Below are 18,695 nucleotides of genomic sequence, written 5' to 3' on the forward strand. Positions count from 1 at the left end.
TGTTCATCATAGCCCTTTTGAGGCATACGGAAAAAAGTCTATTTTTGTTAAAATACAAATAAGAAACGATAGCGGGTAGGTGAAAAATTGCGAACAGTAGTCAAAATGACAGCAGTAGTAGGTTTAATTTGTACGTTTCTAGGAGCATGTTCTGCTTCTACTACCGCTCCTCTTGATCCGGCAGCTCTGGAGGCAGCATTGACGACGGAGCCGGCTGCTCCATCAGCAGGTACCCCCATTAAGCTAAGTGCCGCATTTACAGGCGCCGAGCTTTCCAAATCATCTGAATTGACGTTTGAAATTCGGGTGGATGATAAACAGGCGTTAGTGGAGGCTGAGAAGGGAGGAAGCAACACGTTTGACGGGGTGTACACCTTCTCTAAATCTGGGACTTACGAGGTTTATCTGCATTTGTATACCGAGGATATTCATTTAACGAAAAAGAAGCAGGTTGTGGTTCAATGAAGAACGTTCAAAAATCCATATTGGTATTCCTATTGGGTGTTTTGTCCTTTATTTACATAACGCCTTCCATAAAAGCAGAGGAACAGGCCAAAGATTTGCAGTCCCTCATTAATGAGGCACAGCCAGGCACTACGATTATTCTGGCGCAAGGAATATATGAGGGACCCATAATGATTGACAAGCCCCTTCAATTGGAGGCGAAGTCAGGGGAAGAGGTTACAATAAACAATCCTTCTAATAAACCCGCTGTTCAAATTATTGCTAATGACGTGGCGTTAACCAGAATCATAATTCGTGACGAACAGATTAAGCAGCAGCCAACTGTGCTGATTCAGGCAGACGGCGTGTTATTGGATCAACTGCAGATCTATACGGGCTCCTTCGGCATTAAGATGAGGAAGGCTGATCATGGTGAAGTGCGAAATACGAGTATTGTATGGGCAGGGAAGGGGGCTAATCGGTCAATCAAGATGTCCGACAAGGGAAACGGAATGGATCTGTATGACTCGGATAACAATACGTTTTATGGAAATACCGTCATCGCTATGCATGATGGCATTTATATGGAGAACAGCGACAACAATTTGGTTGAAGAAAATCATTTTGAGCGGCTGCGGTATGGCGTGCACTGCATGTATACAAAGGGAACGATTATACGCCATAACATCGGGAGATTGAATATTACCGGAGCTATGGTTATGGCAGCCCGTAAGGTTGAGCTTTCCAATAATCAATTCACGAAACAAAGTGAGAATGTGAACTCACAGGGAATCCTTTTGTTTGATGCACATGAAATAATGGTTTTCGATAATCATGTAGAGGGAAACCGGGTTGGGTTATACGTGGAGCAATCGACACTGAACCGTATTACAAACAATAGCATCGTTGGAAACTTTATTGGCCTCCAGTTGCTAGATGCTGAAAACAATACCATGAGCGGAAATCAGTTTATTGGCAATGTGGCAAGTGCTGCGTCTAGGAACAGTGTCAATAATACACTCGATGGAAACTATTGGGATACTTTTCAAGGCATTGATCTGGACGGAGATGGAAAAAGCGAGATTTCTTACGCGATTAATCCTTTTTTCCAAAGCCTTGTGAAAGCAAAGCCAGGCTTTCAGCTTTTCTTTCAGTCTCCAGGTATGGTCTTTCTTGAAGGGCTTTACCAGTCGCAAAGAGAGCAATGGGCATCAGATGCTTCTCCTTTGATGGAGCCAACGGAAAGTGCTCGCTTAGTTATATCCAAGCAGACCTTGCAGCACTCCGCTATCATAGGGGTCTTACTGCTTTGTCTATCTATGTTATTCATTTATATGGGGGTAAGAAAAAGATGAAAATGAAGTCATTTAACGCAATGCTTTTGATAATGGTTATCGTATTGCTAACGAGTGCCTGTGGAGCAAAGGAATATAAGCCGCAGGAGATTAATGAAGAAACCGATATATGTGTCATTTGTAACATGGCGGTAAAAGATGACCCCTATGCTACGCAAATCATTACGAAGGATGGACAATCCTTGAAATTTGATGACATTGGCTGTATGAATGATTGGAAGGTTCAAAATGGAACGGAGACGGTAGGGGCTGAGTTTGTAAGAGACCATAACAGTGGAAACTGGCTCAAATATGAAAATGCCTATTATGCTTACGACGCGGAATATGTGACCCCAATGGCCTACGGCGTGATCGCCTTCGAGAACCAAGCTTCCGCACAAGCCTATATCGCTGAACAAGGTAAGGGCGAATTGCTTAGCTCAGCTGATCTAAAGGATCATAAGTGGGAAGTGAACCGCGATATGATGGACATGGAAAATATGGAGATGCACAACGAAAGCATGCACTCCGATGATAGTAAAGAAGAGATGGAAATGGGTCATGGAACAGAAGGGAAGAACTCGTGATTCAGACCGCACACGTTGCAATAAGGGAAGTACGGCTAGGGTTTCGCAATCCGTGGGCCTATTCCTTCATGGGACTGTTTGCTATATTTATGCTGTGTCTGCTCCTCATCAATGCGCAGGGTTACGTACAAGGCTATTCGGGTATTACGGGGACGACGCTTAACTTAATTTTATATTTATTGCCACTAATGGCATTGCTGCTGGGCTCTTTTTCCTTGACTGCCGAGAAGGAGGACGGGAGCTGGGAGCTGTTATCCGTCTATCCGTTAAGCACATGGTCCTTTATCCTCGGCAAATATATCGGGCTCGCGATTGTGCTGCTTGTTATTGTTTCGATAGGCTTTGGGTTGGCAGGTGCTCTAGGATTTGCTGCAGGCTCTGGCTTTGGACTGCTTACTTACTTGCAACTGCTGGCTTTTTCCAGCAGCGTGGCCTTATTTTTTCTAGCTATCGCTCTGTTAATAGGTACGCTAGCGAAAAACCGTTGGCAGGCATTAACGATTGCCGTAGCGATCTGGTTTTTTGCGATTATTGGCTGGCCTCCGCTGCTTATTGCAGTGCTTGGCTTCATGCCTTACCCCATGATCAAACCTACGGTGACGCTGCTTACCTTTCTTAATCCAGCGGAGCTGTCCCGACTATTTACAGTTGTAAAGCTTGGAGGGGGAGCTATTCTAGGTCCTGAATATTATGAATGGATTACATGGATCAGACGGCCTAGCGGCAACTTTGATTTTGTAGCAGTTGCACTGATATGGATTGGAAGTGTAATGGCAGCTGCACAACTCATGTGGGAGAGGAGGCGCTTGCGTGGCTAAACCGATGGTTAGACTAGATGGGATTACAAAAAAGATGAAGAAGCAAGTGATTATAGAAGGGCTTAATCTACAAATAGAAGAAGGCCAAATTGTAGCATTATGCGGTGGGAACGGTGCAGGCAAGAGCACGATTCTGAGAATGATTGCGGGCATTTCGCATCCTGACAGTGGCAAGATTACGGTCGGCGGGTTACAGTGGAAAAATAATCGTAAGCGTTATGCGGACCTTATTGGCTATATGCCTGATGATTTTCGCTTTAGTCAGGGATTGACCGCATTCGAAACACTCGCCTTCTGGGCCGCGCTTCGTGGGGTAACACAGAGGAGAGTTAAAGAACTTCTGCAAGAAGTCGGTCTTGAGGATACGGGGAAAAAATCAGTCTCAAGCTTCTCTAAAGGAATGAGGCAGCGTATATTGTTTGCGCAGGCTTTGCTGGCAAAGCCACCTGTCGTTCTAATGGATGAACCTACGAATGGACTTGATCCTTACTGGATCGAATCTTTTGTACGTATGGTTAAAGAAACCGCTGCGAGCGGTCAGACCGTTATCTTCTCCACGCACCAGCTTCATGTAGCCGAAGCTCTGGCAGATCGTATTGCTTTGCTACGAGGAGGTCAAATTGAGCTTGAAGGTACAGCAGCTGATATTCGAGCGCAGCTAGGCGCGAGCGGACTACAGGCAGCATTCGCTGAATGGTTTGGATTAACCGGAAAGCTTAACGGCTACTAATCGGCTACTAATTGTATAGGTTATTTCATACTTAAACCCAATAACCCCGAGCCTGTGGCCCGGGGTTATTGGGTTTAAGTATCGTTATTTAATGCTGTTCGCTTTAATGGTGTCCGCCAGCAGCTGGAGCAGGCGCATCGGAGTGCTGCGCACTTTCAAGCTGTGCAAGGCGCTCTATGGCAGAGGCTCCAACCGCGAAGCGTTTAGTTGGCAGCACCTGAGCATCGGCAAATTTGATTCGAGATTGGACATAATACACTCCGTCTTCGTCAATGACATAAGCGGCGGTATACAAACCGGGAGAGGTTTCCTCGGCTTTAAGGGTTATGGCAGAATCCTTGCCGTCTTCCCGCCATATGACAAATTCCGCTGTATTCGCGTGCTCAAGCGGCTTATTGCTTTTAGACACTGCTACAGAAAAAACGCTGGAGCTGCCTTTTTCGAATGACTTAGGCAATTGAAGATTTACACTTAAATGAGGCGGCAGCCCGCTCTCATCCGTCTCTACGGCTTTGGCGGTACACCCGCATAGCAACAAGACAATAAGTAGTAAGACAATAAGCAGTTGCCATGCCCATGTGTACATATTACGGTTGACTTTAATATTCATCATTAGACTCCCCTAGCTACTAGACCGAGAACCAGTGCCGAAGCGACTTTATTCTACGGAGAATGAATAAATCAAGAGCGATAACGATCAGAATGGACGAGCCTACTAGCGGCATGATGGCACCGCAAGCCAGCATAATAACCAGTACAGCAATGGTTATTTTGGTGCTTTTGGGCTTGGCTGGTGCTCCAAGCTTGCCAGCTGGTTTTCTTTTGCGCCACATGACATAAGAGCTGATAGATACGAGTATGAGGCCTATGCAGGCAATCAAACCCAGTATTTGATTGGCAAGTCCAAACAATCGCCCTTCATGAAAGGCTATCCCATAAGAAATGGCTTTGGCCATAATCCCGTAATCCGCAAAACGAACATCGGTCAGAACGGCACCACTATATTGGTCTATATGAAGCGTAGCGCTTTGCCCCGTCGTCGAATGGGCAGTAGACACCGTAAACACACCGGTTTCTCCCGCAGGCTTTGTAATCGTGTAAGGCATAATCACCTGCTGCTCATCGGCAATACCGGCAATGTCGTTTAGGCTCAAAGGAACGTACCCGCCGGCGATTGAAGCCGGGACTGGAACATTCTCCGCTGCCCAAGGCAGATCCTCGGCAATATCCTGTGCTACGGTGACGGAGTCCGGTTTGGCTCCGAAGCTGTAGGCAAAGGGCGGGGTATTCGTATTAGTTGAATTGGCTACCTTGTCAATTTGACTGCCCATGATTCCGGACCAAGGAAGTCCACTTGCGATAATAACCAGCAGCACAAGCGAAAGCCAGAAGGCAGGAACGGCATGCAAATCACGCCAAAAGAGCCGGCTGCCTGGTTTGCTAAGCCGTGGCAAAATCGTTCCCCAAATGGCTGCTTTGCTGCGAGGCCACCAAAGGAAAAGCCCTGTTAGGATTAATATAATAGCCCAGCATGCAGCGAGCTCTACAAGTCGATTGGCGAAGGTGCCCCCGATAACAAGCTCACTGTGCATTTTTTTGAAAAAGGCAGAGAACGTCTTGTTGCTATCCAGCATGCCAAGCGCATGTCCCGTATAAGGATCTACATACATGATGGTAGAAGCTCCATCGCGAGTGACGGACAGCTTATAGCTCGACTTCGCGTTGCTGTCCAGCGTGATCGAGGAAATAACCGTACCCGGGTAAGCTGTTACTATTTTGCCCACAATACTCTCAGGTGCCAGCGGAGCTGCCCCGACTTCGCGTACCATCAGCATATCCTTGTACAAATAACCTTCAATTTGAGGCTTAAATAAATAAACGGCTCCGCTAAACGCTAAAATAATTAAAAAGGGCGCGAAAATAATACCGGCGTAAAAATGCCATCTCCATACAGACTGATAAATAGACTGGCGTACTCCTGCTGAAGTTTTGCTTTTCACCTCGGGTGTAGAAGAGCTTGAATGTTCTGCTGGCATTGTCCTCATCATATAACTCCATTCCTAAATAAATAAAATCCTCCTTCATTATACGTGTGCCTTTCTAGTTAGCCGATGACTCATTAGAGCTATCCTACCGGATATGAAACTATCCTCGTTCATCATTTGTTCAAAAAACAGGATGAAATTGGCTCTCTTGAGTCATAGGCGGTATTTACTATTTATGTAATATTGGATAGGACATTGCCTTTGGCAAGCGAATGGAGGGAGCTTGTGAAACGGAAATATTCACTTTTGCTGGACTTAAAATCATTTGATTATGAAATCAGCCTCTTGAAAGATTATTCGAATGAGCACGCAGATTGTTATGAGCTGCTGCAATTAAAGCTGGATACGCTTTGTCAGTACATTATGAATGAGCAGCATCATGAGAGTTGGGAGCAGTGGGGGCATAACGAAGAAATTATACACCAAAGTGAAAAACTTCGATCGACCAGTAATCAGGCGCTTTGTGAACTGGAGAAATATCAGAGCAGCCAGCTATTGCAAAACAAAGAAAGCTTAAGTGAGTATTTGACTTTACTGTCTTCCTCTATAAAAAAAGAGCTTTTGGATTTTGAGTTTTATTCTGATTCTCGTGTACTATTTATCGGTTCAGGTGCTTTTCCATTATCGGCGCTAACGATTGCAAGAGAGACAGGGGCAGAAGTGCTATGTTTGGATGTAGACGAGGAGGCGGTCAACCTTGGAGGAAAAATAGCGGAGATTGCTGGGCTGCGTAATCGGATTCGATTTTCTGGCAGTTATGTAGAAGGGCTGCATTATGCTCTGAAATCCACACATATCTTTATTGCTTCTTTAGTAGGAAACAAATTCGAGGTTTTAGAGAAACTTAAACCGGCTATTTCTCCGGAAACATCTATTATTTTACGATACGGCAATGGAATAAAATCTATTTTTAATTATCCTCTTGCGATAGATGTTGGAAATGAATGGGAGAAGAAATGGTTTACGCGAAACGACTGCATTTACGATACGCTGGTTCTGAAAGCAAAGCTTACTTTAGAAAAGGTGGCACGTGAGCAATGATGGATAACACACAAACTCCTTTTGGCAGCACCTTAATCATAGGGGCCGGTCCGGCAGGCATCCACGCCGCGGTTAACTGGAGTAAAATGTCTCGTTGTGTAGGTTTGTTGAATCGTAAAGGTAAGCACTCCCAAAAAGTGAATGAAGCACTTGAAAACAACCACTTTCAGTTGGATTGTGAAGTGCAGGTTTCTGGTCATCAGCATATATCAAGCCATGCAACCGTAGAGTGTTTTTATGATGGCTACGATGAGCTAGAAGATTTGTGGGACACAATTGTAATTGCTACGCCGAGTGATTGCTATGCCCAAGTGATAATAGAACTACAGCGGAGCGCGTTACGGAAAGTAAAGCAAGTCATTCTTCTTTCTCCCGGACTAGGCTCTAATGCATGGGTTCAATATTTATGGAAGGATGCAAGGGGACAAATTGAAGTGATTAGCTTTTCGACTTATTATGCGGCCTCCAAATTTTCTCCCGCCTCACAAAATGTGTTGAAAACAGTTGTTAAGGGGATTAAGCGGAAGGTATGGATTGCCTCCAGCCAAGCTGCTAGTTCCATGTCTTTTGTAATAAAAGAGTTAGTGGAGTCATTAGGGATTCAATGTGTTGTTGTCCACTCTCCGTTGGAAGCAGAATGCCGCAGTATTACCACTTATGTTCATCCGCCCTTCTTTATGAGTGAATTTTCTCTTCATGAAATTTTTAGGGAAGAACGCTCGAGGATGCATATGTATAAATTATATCCAGAAGGCCCTATTACTCCTAACGCCATACATGTCATGGTACAGCTTTGGAAAGAAATATCTCACGTATTAGATGGACTTCATATTAACTCGTTTAATTTATTGAAGTTTTTGAACGATGACAATTATCCTGTTCACGAAATGAGTATTTCCAGAGCGAGCATAGAAAATTTTCAGAATGCGGAACAGATTACGCAAGAATATCTCCTTTACACTAGGTATGCGTCCCTATTAATTGATCCATTTTCTATTCCAAATGAGCAAGGAAAGTATTTTGATTTTTCAGCGGTTCCATACAAGCAAGTATCGCTTGATGAACATGGGTTTTGGATCATACCTCGGGTTCCCTACGAGGATTACAAAAAACTACTCTTAATTCGAGAATTAGGTCAACTCATGGGCATCCTTCTTCCGCAAACCCAGCATTTAATCACGCAGTTTGAAAATAAATTAAATGCCTTTGCTGAGGAAAAGGGAAGGAGTCATTTCAGGCAGGAGCTGTTTGAGGATCAAAGTAATGAGCAGGCATTAGCTATTCTTCATTCACATAATGTTCAAGTACATAGCTCTAACGGGTCATAGGAAAGGAAGGGGAAACTTGACACATGTACGATGCGAAAAAAAGGTATCAAATGGATTTGAAAATAATCGGAGCGGCTTTTTTGCTGCTAGCACTCCTAACGGCGGGGTGCTCCTCCAATCAGGCTGTTACGAATGACAAGGGGTCAACTAACAGTGAACAGTCATCTTCTACAGATGCAGATTATGTAGTAGCGGATGAGAACAAAAAGATGACGATTATTCATAGCCTTCCCTCTGATACGTTGGACCCGCATAACGGCTGGATCTCGCTTCGAGCGGGTGTTACCGAAACACTGGTTCGTTTAGATAAGAATATGAAGGTATCGCCTTGGCTGGCTAGCAAATGGGAAGCCATAGATGAGCTAACTTGGGTATTTACGCTCCGAGATGATGTCACTTTCCAGGATGGTACAAAGCTGGATGCCGCAGCTGCTAAAGCCTCATTCGAACGGGGCATTGCCGATAGCCCGGCTCTGAGCGCATCGCTAAAAATCGCTTCTATGGAAGCGAGCGGTCAGGAGCTCACGATCAAGACGAAGGAGCCCCTGCCTGCATATCCAACCGAACTGGTGCATCCAACGACAAGTTTGATCAGTGCGGCTGCTGAAACGGCAATGGGTAAAGAAAAGTTTAATCAAGCACCGGTTGGCACAGGCCCTTTCAAAATAGCAAGCTTTGTGCCCGGTAAAGAAATGAAGCTTATACGCAATGATGAATACTGGGATGAGTTGGCGAAGCTAGCGGAGGTTACATACCAGTTTAACGCTGATGCCAACATTCGTACATTAGCCTTCCAGTCAAAGCAGGCAGACGTTGTGTATCATCTGGCACCAGAGTCGCTTGAGGCTATTGGAAAAGAACAAGGCCTTTCTGTAGAATCTGTCACTAGTCTTCGTACTCATTATTTCACTTATAATCCTGCAAGCAACCAAGTAAAAGACATTAAAGTTCGACAAGCCATCGATAAGCTTATCGACCGTGATGCGATTGTTAACGGTATTATGCTTGGTCATGCTAAGCCTGCCAACGGGCCATTTAATTCGAGCCTAGCTTTTGGTAATCCTGGAGCAGCTCAAAAGCTGGATCAGGCAGGAGCGCTGCAGCTTTTGGAGAGAGCAGGTTACGTAAAAGGAACAAGTGGAAAGCTGGAAAAGGACGGGAAGCCTCTAACCTTTAAATTAATCGCGTTTACAGGAATAAATCCCGAGCTCCCGCTTATTCCTTTGCTCGTGCAATCCGAAGCGGCCAAAATTGGCATCACGATTGAAATCATGTCTGTAGAATATCCGGAAGTCTATATCAAGGATCATACAGATTGGGATATTTCGACGAGTAGTTATTTAACCTCACCGCGAGGCGATGGAGGCTCATTCCTGAATTCCACGTATGTTCTTGGGGGCGCGTACAATCCAGCCAACATTCATATTGAAAAACTGGATCCCCTTATTAAGCAATTAAACGCAACGGGTGGAGTAGAAGAGCGAAATGAGCTGACTCGCCAAGCGGTGGAGGTCATTAATGAAGCGATGCCGCATTCGTATATTATTTACCCAAACATTTTGGTTGGGGTAAATAAGCGGGTTGTGAACTGGAAGCCGGGAGCTGAGGAATTTTACATTGTAACCAATAAACTGGATGTGAATTAAAATGCTTAGGCATTTCACATCAAGGTTCATCCAGCTTGTAGCTGTACTGATATTACTTAGTATGGTGACCTTTATCTTAATGAAGCTGGCACCGGGTGATCCGGTGCTAGCTATTTTACAAGCTAGCGACGGTGCACTGACACAAAGTAATCAAGAAGCTATCCGGGAAGAGCTGGGGCTAAATAGGCCGATCTATGTCCAATACGGAAACTGGTTCAAAAATGTGCTCAGCCTGGATTGGGGCAAATCCATGACGAGTAACCGAGAAGTATGGACGATGTTAATGGAAAGACTGCCGGCAACCATCTATCTTGCTTTGGGTGCGCTCGTTGTACTGCTTGTTTTCTCCGTACCCTTGGGCTGGCTGGCTGCAAAATATAAGGGGCGACTGCCCGATACCTTCAGCCGACTCTTCGCTCTATTTGGGGCTTCTATACCTAGCTTTTGGCTTGGATTGCTTTTGGTTTATGTATTTTCCTATCATCTAAATTGGCTTCCAATGATGGGGAGCGGCAGTGGTCTTCATCTTATATTGCCATCGGTCACGCTTGGGTTTGTGATAGCGCCTGAGTACATCCGGCTACTGCGGGCAGGGCTAATTGACACCATGTCACAGGAATATATCCTTGCTGCCAAATCAAGAGGAATTTCAGAAGGGAGGATTACGATTCGTCATGCGATGCGAGCTGCCTTGATGCCCATTGTATCGATTTTCGGGATAAGCATGGGGGCTTTAATGGCAGGATCTGTTGTGACTGAATCGTTATTCGGCTGGCCGGGGCTCGGCAGTACAGCTATAGAAGCTATTAGGCTGCGTGATTACCCCGTCATTCAAGGTTATGTGTTATTAAGCGGATTCTTTTTTCTTGCGGCTAACTGGCTTTCGGATATTGGCCTTGCCGTTCTCGACCCCAGACTTCGCTTGCAGAAAGCGGGGCGTCTATGAAAAAGAATCAGACTCTAGATATAAATAAGAAGCCTGGAGCTTTGAGAAAAAGGCATCGCTTTTTTAGGCATCCCATGTTAATGATCGGTACGGCAATAGCTCTTTTTTTTCTCATCCTGACTTTAACGGGTTCATGGCTGGCTCCGAATGACCCGCTTCTGATTCAAATGCAGGATCGGCTGCTGCCTCCCTGTTTTACCTATCCGCTAGGTACGGATCATCTAGGTCGCTGCATTTTATCTAGGTTGCTTGTAGGGGTACATACAACATTAGGCTTATCACTTGCAGTCATCTCAGTAGTCGTAGCGATTGGAGTACCCATTGGGCTAATCTCCGGCTACAAAGGCGGTCGAGCGGATACGATTTTAATGCGCATGGCTGATGCCTCGGGAGCGCTGCCTGAATTTTTGATCGCGGTTGCCGTTGCGGGAATTGTCGGACCAGGGCTGATGAATGTGATGCTCGCTGTCGCCTGTGTAAAATGGATTGGTTATGCCCGTGTTGTACGGGGAGTTGTGATGTCCGAACGGCAGAAGGCGTATATTATGGCGTCTATTGTCGCTGGGAGTTCGACTGGAACAGTCATTAGACGTCATCTTCTTCGCAAAATAGCTTCTCCTTTGGGCATTCTTATTGCGGGGGATGTAGGGAGAACGATTCTGCTTATTTCTGCCCTTTCTTATCTTGGATTAGGCGCGCAGCCACCTGCTCCTGAATGGGGGGCCATGCTCAGCGATGGGCGGCCTTATTTTCAGGCAGCGGCACAACTGATGATTTACCCAGGATTATGTATTTTAATTGTCGTTTTGGCATGTAATATGCTAAGTGACGGTTTGCGCGAGCTGCTCGATGTCCGCAGAAGTTCATCCATTAAGTCCTGAAATGGACGGAAGGGGGTTAATGATGCTAGGAGATGGACGGAGTATCCCGCTTAAGACTGATCTTGAGATTGCTTCATATCCCTCGCAGAATGACGAATCGATGGTTCTGAGTGTAAAGCAACTGCAAATCGAAATAGCAGATCATGAACGGAGCAGGGTGCTCGTTCAAGGAATTTCATTCGATATCCGTAAAGGAGAAATGCTTGCACTTGTAGGGGAAAGCGGGAGTGGCAAAACCCTTACAGCCTCTGCGATTGCCGGATTGTTGCCCAAGACACTGAGCGCCTCGGGTCAAATCCACTTTGCCAGCCAAGATTTAATGAAGCTGGGAGAGAAGCAGTGGAAACCGCTCCGCGGCAAACAAATCGGCTGGGTTTTTCAAAACTATCAGGGCAGCTTCACACCTTATTTAACCATTGGCTCACAGCTGCTTGAAATGATCCAAACGCATGAGCCATTATCCAGAAAAGAAGCGAAACAAAGGGTACTAAGCTGGTTGGAGCGGGTAGATGTTCCTGCGGAGCGTGCATATCGTAGTTTTCCGTTTCAGCTAAGCGGCGGACAGCGGCAGCGAATTGCGCTGGCAGCTGCATTAATGCCTAAACCGACCTTATTAATTGCAGATGAACCGACCACTGCTCTTGATGTGCTGACGAGCGGGAAAATCATGGAGTTAATTTTAAAGCTGCAAGCAGAGACAGGCTGCGCCGTTCTATTTATTACCCATGATTTGCGGAAAGTGTTGAAAACAGCGAACCAGCTTGTGGTAATGAGAAGAGGTCACATGGTTGAATCCGGGAAAGCCTCGAAGGTACGAAACCATCCGGACCATCCCTACACACGAGAGCTGCTAGCGGCTTGTCCAAGGCTGAGTCCACCAGTCGTGCAAGGGAGGGCAGCTCGTGAATAAGCTTTTGGAAGCCCGGAATTTACTGAAGCATTACAAGCGAAATAGCAAAATAATAAAGGCTGTACAAGACATTTCCTTTGTCATTCACGCAGGGGAATGTGTGGGACTGGTCGGAGAAAGCGGCAGTGGAAAAAGCACACTCGTTCGACTTCTGTTGGCTTTAGAAAACCCGGATCAGGGCGATGTCTATCTTTCAGGTCGCACCTTTAGCTCTTCAAACAAGCGGGAATTGCGAAGGATGAGGCAAAGTATACAGGTTATCTTCCAGGACTCTACTGCTTCTCTAAATGATAGCTTGCCCGTGTGGCGCTCCGTCATGGAGCCACTCGATAATTACCCGAGCTTTACGCCGCCATACCATGCCCCAAAAAAGCTTGGAAGAAGGGATACCGCCTTGCTTTTATTTGAAATGGTTGGTTTGGAGGGGGAGCTTATGGATCGCTTTCCTCATGAGTTAAGTGGAGGACAGCGCCAGCGTGTTTGCATCGCTCGTGGAATCAGCCTGTACCCGCAAGTACTCCTTTGCGATGAACCGACCTCCAGCCTTGATGTGACAACGCAAGCTCAGATTTTAAAGCTTCTTAAAAGCCTGCAACAGCAGTTAGGGATGTCTATGTTGTTTATTTCACATGATCTAGCCGCTGTAGAGCAAATGAGCAATCGTATACTGGTCATGAACGAAGGTCGCCTTATCGACCAATTCGAAAGCTCCGACTTATGGAGTGAAGAGCGTCACCCCTACACTCGCATGCTTGTTCATGCTGCACAGTATTTATGATTTCTTATTTGATAGGTTGTCATTTGGCTTGAAGGAGAAAATCATGAAAAACGGATTTTGGTTTGCCTTGCTTTCTTCGCTTGTATTCAGCGTCATGAATGTCCTTGTCAAAGCGGTCAGCGATCACATTCCAGCGGCTGAAATCGCCTTTTTTCGAGGACTGATCGGTACCGCTTTAATTATTTTCTTCATGCAATACAGCAAGACGAGCTTTTCTAGAAAGGGTATTCCCATGCTTATGGTCAGAGGACTCATGGGCGGTTTGTATATGCTGGCCTTTTTTTATACGTTGTCCCGAATGCCTTTAACCGATGCGAGTATATTGGCACAGACCTCACCGATCTTTGTCGTTTTGTTATCTGCGATTATTCTGAAAGAACGCATACAGGGAAACGCCAGGTGGCTGCTTATGCTTACCTTCATAGGTGCTGTATGTCTGATCAATCCCTTTCAATATTCAAGCTTCTCGCTAATCGCTATTGTGGGCTTGCTGGGGGCATTATTCTCTGCAGCGGCAAGTATCTCGATCCGTCATTTAAGCAAATCACACCCAGCCTATGAGATCGTATTTTATTTTGTCGCGACCTCAATGTTGATAGCCATACCCTTTATGTGGAATTCTTTTGTAGTTCCAGGTCTAATGGACCTGCTATGTTTGTGTGCAATTGGTATCGTTTCATTGCTCGGTCAAATTTTCCTAACAAAAGCCTTTACGCATGAGAATGCTGTTGTCGTTCAAATGATTAGTTACTCGGGTTTGCTCATGAATGTGCTTTTTGGTTTGCTGCTTTGGTATGAGATTCCAAGCCTAATGACGATTATAGGCGGTATTTTTATTGTTGCTGGCTGCATTGGACTGTCCCTTCGGAAGCGAGGGCAGCCGCATGGCGTACAAATTCAACCAAATATAAAGCGATGAGGAGAAAAATGATGAATCCAAAAGAGAGCTTTTATGATGTATGGTGGAAAGACGGAGATCAAAGCATGGAGGATTCTCATTTGGCTCACTGGAAGCGTGTACTGGAATATATTCCAGAAGATGATTTGCGGACAAGCCGTATACTGGATGTTGGCTGTAATCAGGGAGGGTTTCTACGCATGCTCTATAATCAGCGCCCTTTCAAGGAGGCTGTGGGAACTGACCTTGCAAGGCAATCCGTAGATGTGGCCAATGAGCGAAAAGGGGATTTGCCCATTACGTATGTCGTTACTGCTGAGCCGGATAAATTAGGGCAAAGCTTTGATTATGCGTTCAGCCTGGCCGTTTTATACTTACTTGATGATTTAGATGATCACGCAAGACGTATGAGACAGTGCCTAACGCCAGGCGGGGTCTATTATGCAACGTATGCTGACTATCCAAACAATCCAAGCTTCCCGTTCATCAGAGAGTCCATTAATCAGAAATCAGCCCAGCCTATGCAAGAGTATTCATTGGATATGATCGCAGTAGCCTTCTTTAATGCAGGTTTTCAGGTCGGGGTGCGCAGAATGATACCTACAGATTTTGTTGAACTCACTCCACAGCAAAATTGGTATCAATGCGCTGCGGACAAGCTGCAGTATGCTTACGAGCAAGCCTATGTATTTAGATTTGTTGCAATAGGATAGGGATACGCATGGAATGCAATTTATATAGAAAAAGTAAACCTGCAGCAGTCAAGGAACATTAAAACGCTCAAAGAAAAAAATCGTTCGAGTGGTACAATAGCTGAGAATTTAAAAAGTAGATTCGCGAAGAATCTACTTTTTAAAAAATGATTATTAAAATGTGAAGGACTCACCCAATGGCTCTTCTTAAGAACGAAGCATTTTATTTACATGCGGTTGTTGTAACCAATCCTTCAGCGTGGTCAGTTGGAGATCAGGGACGATCACGCGATCCTTAACATCATAATAGTTGAGGGAATCGATATTGGCTCCAATCCAACGGTAGAAGCCCGCAACACCAGTTGCTTGCCTTGCTCCCAGCACTGGCGTGAGAGATGCTTCGAAATCATCGTAGTTCAGGTAATGGAATGTGACATCTTGTCCCAGTGCTTGTGTAAAGCGCTCCCCCAGTTCTGCACCCGTCAATGCTTCTGGCCCTGGAGCCAGCACCGTTTGTCCTGCCAGCTCAGGATGACTTAAAGCATAATAATGATATTGCGCTGCGTCATCGGAGTTAATCCAAGGAATAGGTTTATCTGCGGGCACAGGGTAGAACAGCATGCCGTTGTTGATGAGTCCTGGAATCAAGAAATTCTCCATGTAAAGTGTTGGTTTTACCAAGATTGTAGGAATGCCGCTTTGCTGTACGTACTCAATCATATCGCGCTTTACATCCAAAGTTTTGGTGTCGGTCGGCTGTTCCGGCAAGAAGCCATTCGAGTTCACTACAATCAATTTTACGTTAGCTTGCTTAGCAGCTTCAACGGCATTAGTAATGTGTTGCTTAATTAATGCTGTATCATACTCGATTGGCATATTCAAGAAAACTTTATCAACATTGCTGTTAACTTCTTTCAAGGTTTCTAGTACAGACAAATCGCCAACAAAAGCATCGATGCCTTGTTCCTTCAGCGCTGCTGCGTTTTTCTCCTGACGTGTGATTGTGCGAACGTTTATCCCTTTAGAGGTTAACAATCTTGCTACTGCACCACCTTGTACCCCTGACGCTCCATAAACCAAAATAGTTTCCATTTATACGACAACCCCTTATAGTAAAGTTCATTTGTTCAATAACGAACCAAATGTTATATTTATAATAAACAACTTACAAACTTTATGTAAGTACGCACATTTGGGATATTAGGTATCTCACGTGATACTTTTGGAGGTAAACTCATGGAGACCAAACCACAGGAGAATTGTAGTCCATGCCCGGTCGAATTTGCAGTCAATCTTATTGGCGGGAAGTGGAAAATTTTGATCATGTACCATTTATTGAATAATGACATGGTCCGGTTTAACGAATTGCAAAAATTGCTCTCTACCGTGACGCATCGTACATTGACTCGCCAATTGCGCGAACTTGAAGAAGATGGGCTCGTCAATCGAGTTGCTTTTGCTCAAATGCCTCCTCGTGTCGAATACTCTTTAACGGATAAAGGAAAAAGTCTCACTCCTATTTTGTTGCAACTGCAAAACTGGGGACTTCAGCATATGTAGGTCTCTTGGACATCAGTAAAAACCAGTCGCACATGGGGACTGGTTTTTAAGTTGGTTATGTTTTTGAAGCAATGTTGGAGCAACTCCTGCATGCTGGCGCAAAACTGTATGGCCAGGGAGGTTGTTTTCAAAATAGTACCTGATAGAGGTGATCATGCATGAATGATTATTCAAAAAACCAACCGTATAAAAGCTCCCGATCTGATATCCAAAATGTTCTGCGTGATTCTCGTCTACCTGCTTTAATCTGGGTCATTCTGATTTATTTTTCTGCATTTTTCTCCCAGCTTCCCATGTATCCCACATGGTTCGAATTTATTATTTTTACAGGTCTCATTCTGATTCACATTTTGCTGCATTGGTATGCCGGATCTGTTGTCGATAGAAGACCCTGGATTTATTTTGTGACGCAAGGATTTATTATCTGGGGTTGCGCGTTAATCATGCCTAATGCTCATTCTCTCATCTTTGTAAGTCTATTGACGGCTTTGGCCGGGCAAAGTATTGGTGTATACTCTCAACGGAATCAGGTGCTTTTGGTTTGTACCTTTTATTTTACCTTGTTTTCTGTTTCACTGGTTTGTCTCGGGTTGACCGAGGATTTGCCATCAACATTGCCATCTCTCTTCTTCGTAATGTTTTTCGTAATCGGCTATGCTTCTTTGTTCTATAAACAAGTTCGTGCTAAATTGCGGACCCAATCGTTTTTAAGTGAATTGGAACGAGCGCACAGGAAAGTGGAGGATCTAACAATTGCCAACGAACGTCAAAGGATGGCCCGTGATTTACATGATACCTTGGCACAAGGGCTAGCAGGTCTCATCATGCAGCTTGATGCCGTGGATGCGCATTTAGAGAACGATAATATCCATCGTGCCCACGAGATTGTTCAGCTGTCGAAAGCCCAAGCAAAGCGCACACTTTCAGAGGCGAGAAGCGCAATTGACGACTTGCGTTCGTATTCTGCAGAGGTCATAGATATTTCTAAAGCGGTAAAGGATGAGGCTGAACATTTCACACATATGACAGGGATTCGTATTTCCACTCAGTTATCGATACCCCATTCGGTGGTACCGAAGTTGATCTTAGAACATAGCTTACATATCATCCGAGAATGCTTGGCCAATACAGCTAAATATGCTAATGCTACGAACGTAGAAGTCGTGGTTGCAGCACGCGAAAACATAATTGAGCTAAGAATTACGGATGACGGAATAGGATTCGATTCCAAGCAGATCGAGAAACAATCCGGCAGCTATGGTTTAATTGGCCTATATGAACGAACCAGAATTATTGGCGGGGATATCAAAATCGAAAGCGGAAAGCAAGGAACAGAAGTTTCTGTTCGCATTCCATTACAACAGGAGGATACCATCTTATGACAATTCAGGTTCTTATAGTGGATGACCACCTAGTCGTTCGTGAGGGACTTAAGCTGATCCTGGAAACCAATCAAAGGTACGAGGTAGTCGCAGAAGCATCCAACGGTGTGGAAGCGGTCCGACTGGCGGAGGCACACAAGCCGGACATTATCCTATTGGATTTAAACATGCCTGAAATGGGCGGCTTAGACACCATGGCAGCGCTCAAAGCTAAAGGACTCGATATTCCGGTCATTATTCTGACTACCTACAACGAGGATGAAATGATGATTCGCGGACTGGCGTTAGGTGCCAAAGGGTATTTGCTTAAGGACACGGGAAGGGAGATGATATTTCGCTCGATTGATGCCGCGATGCGGGGGGAGACGTTGCTACTTCCAGAGATCACTGAGAAAGTATTCGCTAACAAGACGTCAGGAAAGGCGAAAGAGCCAACCTCGGCGAAGACATCTCTTACAGACAAAGAGCTGATCGTGCTTCAAGCGATTGCCCGTGGATCTCGAAGTAAAGAGATCGGCTTCGATATGGGAATATCCGAACGGACAGTAAAGACTCATTTAACTAGTATTTACAATAAATTGGGTGTGGATTCGAGACCGCAGGCCGTCGCCGTCGCGGTTGAGCGTGGAATCCTGCATTTATGATTGAACATTTTATAGATTTGCCCGATCGTAC

The 18,695-nt window shown here is 45.2% G+C and carries 20 protein-coding genes; 17 read left to right on the plus strand and 3 right to left on the minus strand.

What is annotated here, in order from left to right; genetic code table 11:
- The first annotated feature begins 105 nt into the window (after positions 1-105).
- From ACSR9A_RS03645 to ACSR9A_RS03665, 5 genes are read left to right on the plus strand one after another with little or no spacing between them, the layout of a single operon-like run.
- Positions 106-465 carry a hypothetical protein gene (locus ACSR9A_RS03645; protein WP_473755661.1) on the plus strand — a complete coding sequence of 120 codons (360 nt, stop codon included), beginning with the start codon at positions 106-108 and terminating at the stop codon, positions 463-465.
- On the plus strand, positions 462-1,799 hold the full coding sequence (locus ACSR9A_RS03650; protein WP_473755663.1) for a right-handed parallel beta-helix repeat-containing protein: 1,338 nt from the start codon (positions 462-464) through the stop codon (positions 1,797-1,799). Before ACSR9A_RS03645 ends, ACSR9A_RS03650 begins: the two co-directional genes overlap by 4 nt.
- Positions 1,796-2,365: a nitrous oxide reductase accessory protein NosL gene (locus ACSR9A_RS03655; protein WP_473755665.1), complete on the plus strand. Its 570-nt coding sequence runs from the start codon at positions 1,796-1,798 to the stop codon at positions 2,363-2,365. Before ACSR9A_RS03650 ends, ACSR9A_RS03655 begins: the two co-directional genes overlap by 4 nt.
- Positions 2,362-3,183, plus strand: coding sequence for an ABC transporter permease (locus ACSR9A_RS03660; protein WP_473755667.1), 822 nt, complete (start codon positions 2,362-2,364; stop codon positions 3,181-3,183). The genes ACSR9A_RS03655 and ACSR9A_RS03660 overlap by 4 nt, the downstream gene beginning before the upstream one ends.
- Positions 3,176-3,913, plus strand: a complete 738-nt coding sequence (locus tag ACSR9A_RS03665) for an ABC transporter ATP-binding protein (RefSeq protein ID WP_473755669.1) — start codon at positions 3,176-3,178, stop codon at positions 3,911-3,913. Before ACSR9A_RS03660 ends, ACSR9A_RS03665 begins: the two co-directional genes overlap by 8 nt.
- A gap of 103 nt (positions 3,914-4,016) precedes the next feature.
- On the opposite strand, the gene ACSR9A_RS03670 is transcribed toward ACSR9A_RS03665, so the two are convergent.
- Together ACSR9A_RS03670 and ACSR9A_RS03675 are read right to left on the minus strand one after the other, a co-directional pair.
- Positions 4,017-4,526, minus strand: coding sequence for a FixH family protein (locus tag ACSR9A_RS03670; RefSeq protein ID WP_473755670.1), 510 nt, complete (start codon positions 4,524-4,526; stop codon positions 4,017-4,019).
- Positions 4,527-4,542: 16 nt separating this feature from the next.
- On the minus strand, positions 4,543-5,961 hold the full coding sequence (locus tag ACSR9A_RS03675; RefSeq protein ID WP_473755672.1) for a PepSY-associated TM helix domain-containing protein: 1,419 nt from the start codon (positions 5,959-5,961) through the stop codon (positions 4,543-4,545).
- A 222-nt stretch (positions 5,962-6,183) separates the two neighbouring features.
- On the opposite strand from ACSR9A_RS03675, the gene ACSR9A_RS03680 reads away from it, so the two are divergent.
- The 9 genes from ACSR9A_RS03680 to ACSR9A_RS03720 are packed head-to-tail and all read left to right on the plus strand — an operon-like array spanning position 6,184 to position 15,099.
- Positions 6,184-6,999 (plus strand): nicotianamine synthase family protein, encoded by an 816-nt coding sequence (locus tag ACSR9A_RS03680; RefSeq protein ID WP_473755674.1) that lies wholly within the window; start codon positions 6,184-6,186, stop codon positions 6,997-6,999.
- A complete protein-coding gene (locus tag ACSR9A_RS03685; protein ID WP_473755676.1) occupies positions 6,996-8,327 on the plus strand; it encodes an opine metallophore biosynthesis dehydrogenase in 1,332 nt (443 codons plus the stop codon). The genes ACSR9A_RS03680 and ACSR9A_RS03685 overlap by 4 nt, the downstream gene beginning before the upstream one ends.
- 23 nt (positions 8,328-8,350) lie before the next feature.
- Positions 8,351-9,973 (plus strand): nickel ABC transporter substrate-binding protein, encoded by a 1,623-nt coding sequence (gene nikA / locus ACSR9A_RS03690; RefSeq protein WP_473755679.1) that lies wholly within the window; start codon positions 8,351-8,353, stop codon positions 9,971-9,973.
- A 1-nt stretch (position 9,974) separates the two neighbouring features.
- Positions 9,975-10,919 carry a nickel ABC transporter permease gene (nikB, locus tag ACSR9A_RS03695; RefSeq protein WP_473755680.1) on the plus strand — a complete coding sequence of 315 codons (945 nt, stop codon included), beginning with the start codon at positions 9,975-9,977 and terminating at the stop codon, positions 10,917-10,919.
- Entirely contained in the window at positions 10,916-11,800 is an 885-nt protein-coding gene (nikC, locus tag ACSR9A_RS03700; protein ID WP_473755682.1) for a nickel transporter permease, read from the plus strand. The genes nikB and nikC overlap by 4 nt, the downstream gene beginning before the upstream one ends.
- 19 nt (positions 11,801-11,819) lie before the next feature.
- Positions 11,820-12,710: an ABC transporter ATP-binding protein gene (locus ACSR9A_RS03705; protein WP_473755684.1), complete on the plus strand. Its 891-nt coding sequence runs from the start codon at positions 11,820-11,822 to the stop codon at positions 12,708-12,710.
- A complete protein-coding gene (locus ACSR9A_RS03710) occupies positions 12,703-13,488 on the plus strand; it encodes an ABC transporter ATP-binding protein (RefSeq protein ID WP_473755686.1) in 786 nt (261 codons plus the stop codon). The genes ACSR9A_RS03705 and ACSR9A_RS03710 overlap by 8 nt, the downstream gene beginning before the upstream one ends.
- Before the next feature lie 43 nt (positions 13,489-13,531).
- Positions 13,532-14,407, plus strand: a complete 876-nt coding sequence (locus tag ACSR9A_RS03715; protein ID WP_473755688.1) for a DMT family transporter — start codon at positions 13,532-13,534, stop codon at positions 14,405-14,407.
- 8 nt (positions 14,408-14,415) lie between these two features.
- Positions 14,416-15,099 (plus strand): class I SAM-dependent methyltransferase, encoded by a 684-nt coding sequence (locus tag ACSR9A_RS03720; protein WP_473755690.1) that lies wholly within the window; start codon positions 14,416-14,418, stop codon positions 15,097-15,099.
- A gap of 186 nt (positions 15,100-15,285) precedes the next feature.
- Here the strand turns inward: ACSR9A_RS03720 and ACSR9A_RS03725 are convergent, their stop codons facing one another.
- Positions 15,286-16,170: an SDR family oxidoreductase gene (locus tag ACSR9A_RS03725; protein ID WP_473755692.1), complete on the minus strand. Its 885-nt coding sequence runs from the start codon at positions 16,168-16,170 to the stop codon at positions 15,286-15,288.
- A 144-nt stretch (positions 16,171-16,314) separates the two neighbouring features.
- Here ACSR9A_RS03725 and ACSR9A_RS03730 point away from each other — a divergent pair, with 144 nt between their 5' ends.
- The 3 genes from ACSR9A_RS03730 (at position 16,315) to ACSR9A_RS03740 (ending at position 18,664) form a co-directional block, all read left to right on the plus strand.
- Entirely contained in the window at positions 16,315-16,638 is a 324-nt protein-coding gene (locus tag ACSR9A_RS03730; protein ID WP_473755694.1) for a winged helix-turn-helix transcriptional regulator, read from the plus strand.
- 158 nt (positions 16,639-16,796) lie between these two features.
- Positions 16,797-18,020, plus strand: coding sequence for a sensor histidine kinase (locus ACSR9A_RS03735; RefSeq protein ID WP_473755696.1), 1,224 nt, complete (start codon positions 16,797-16,799; stop codon positions 18,018-18,020).
- A complete protein-coding gene (locus ACSR9A_RS03740) occupies positions 18,017-18,664 on the plus strand; it encodes a response regulator (RefSeq protein ID WP_473755698.1) in 648 nt (215 codons plus the stop codon). The genes ACSR9A_RS03735 and ACSR9A_RS03740 overlap by 4 nt, the downstream gene beginning before the upstream one ends.
- Positions 18,665-18,695 lie beyond the last annotated feature (31 nt).

The organism is Paenibacillus sp. R-74696 (genome assembly GCF_055814915.1).

Bases quoted from the DNA above. Each gene is read 5' to 3' on its own strand.
- ACSR9A_RS03650 (WP_473755663.1), top strand. From the start codon at position 462: ATGAAGAACGTTCAAAAATCCATATTGGTATTCCTATTGGGTGTTTTG.
- ACSR9A_RS03685 (WP_473755676.1), top strand. From the start codon at position 6,996: ATGATGGATAACACACAAACTCCTTTTGGCAGCACCTTAATCATAGGG.
- ACSR9A_RS03740 (WP_473755698.1), top strand. From the start codon at position 18,017: ATGACAATTCAGGTTCTTATAGTGGATGACCACCTAGTCGTTCGTGAG.
- ACSR9A_RS03705 (WP_473755684.1), top strand. From the start codon at position 11,820: ATGATGCTAGGAGATGGACGGAGTATCCCGCTTAAGACTGATCTTGAG.
- nikB (WP_473755680.1), top strand. From the start codon at position 9,975: ATGCTTAGGCATTTCACATCAAGGTTCATCCAGCTTGTAGCTGTACTG.
- ACSR9A_RS03715 (WP_473755688.1), top strand. From the start codon at position 13,532: ATGAAAAACGGATTTTGGTTTGCCTTGCTTTCTTCGCTTGTATTCAGC.
- nikC (WP_473755682.1), top strand. From the start codon at position 10,916: ATGAAAAAGAATCAGACTCTAGATATAAATAAGAAGCCTGGAGCTTTG.
- ACSR9A_RS03655 (WP_473755665.1), top strand. From the start codon at position 1,796: ATGAAAATGAAGTCATTTAACGCAATGCTTTTGATAATGGTTATCGTA.
- ACSR9A_RS03730 (WP_473755694.1), top strand. From the start codon at position 16,315: ATGGAGACCAAACCACAGGAGAATTGTAGTCCATGCCCGGTCGAATTT.
- ACSR9A_RS03645 (WP_473755661.1), top strand. From the start codon at position 106: ATGACAGCAGTAGTAGGTTTAATTTGTACGTTTCTAGGAGCATGTTCT.
- ACSR9A_RS03735 (WP_473755696.1), top strand. From the start codon at position 16,797: ATGAATGATTATTCAAAAAACCAACCGTATAAAAGCTCCCGATCTGAT.
- nikA (WP_473755679.1), top strand. From the start codon at position 8,351: ATGTACGATGCGAAAAAAAGGTATCAAATGGATTTGAAAATAATCGGA.
- ACSR9A_RS03675 (WP_473755672.1), bottom strand. From the start codon at position 5,961: ATGATGAGGACAATGCCAGCAGAACATTCAAGCTCTTCTACACCCGAG.
- ACSR9A_RS03720 (WP_473755690.1), top strand. From the start codon at position 14,416: ATGATGAATCCAAAAGAGAGCTTTTATGATGTATGGTGGAAAGACGGA.
- ACSR9A_RS03670 (WP_473755670.1), bottom strand. From the start codon at position 4,526: ATGATGAATATTAAAGTCAACCGTAATATGTACACATGGGCATGGCAA.
- ACSR9A_RS03725 (WP_473755692.1), bottom strand. From the start codon at position 16,170: ATGGAAACTATTTTGGTTTATGGAGCGTCAGGGGTACAAGGTGGTGCA.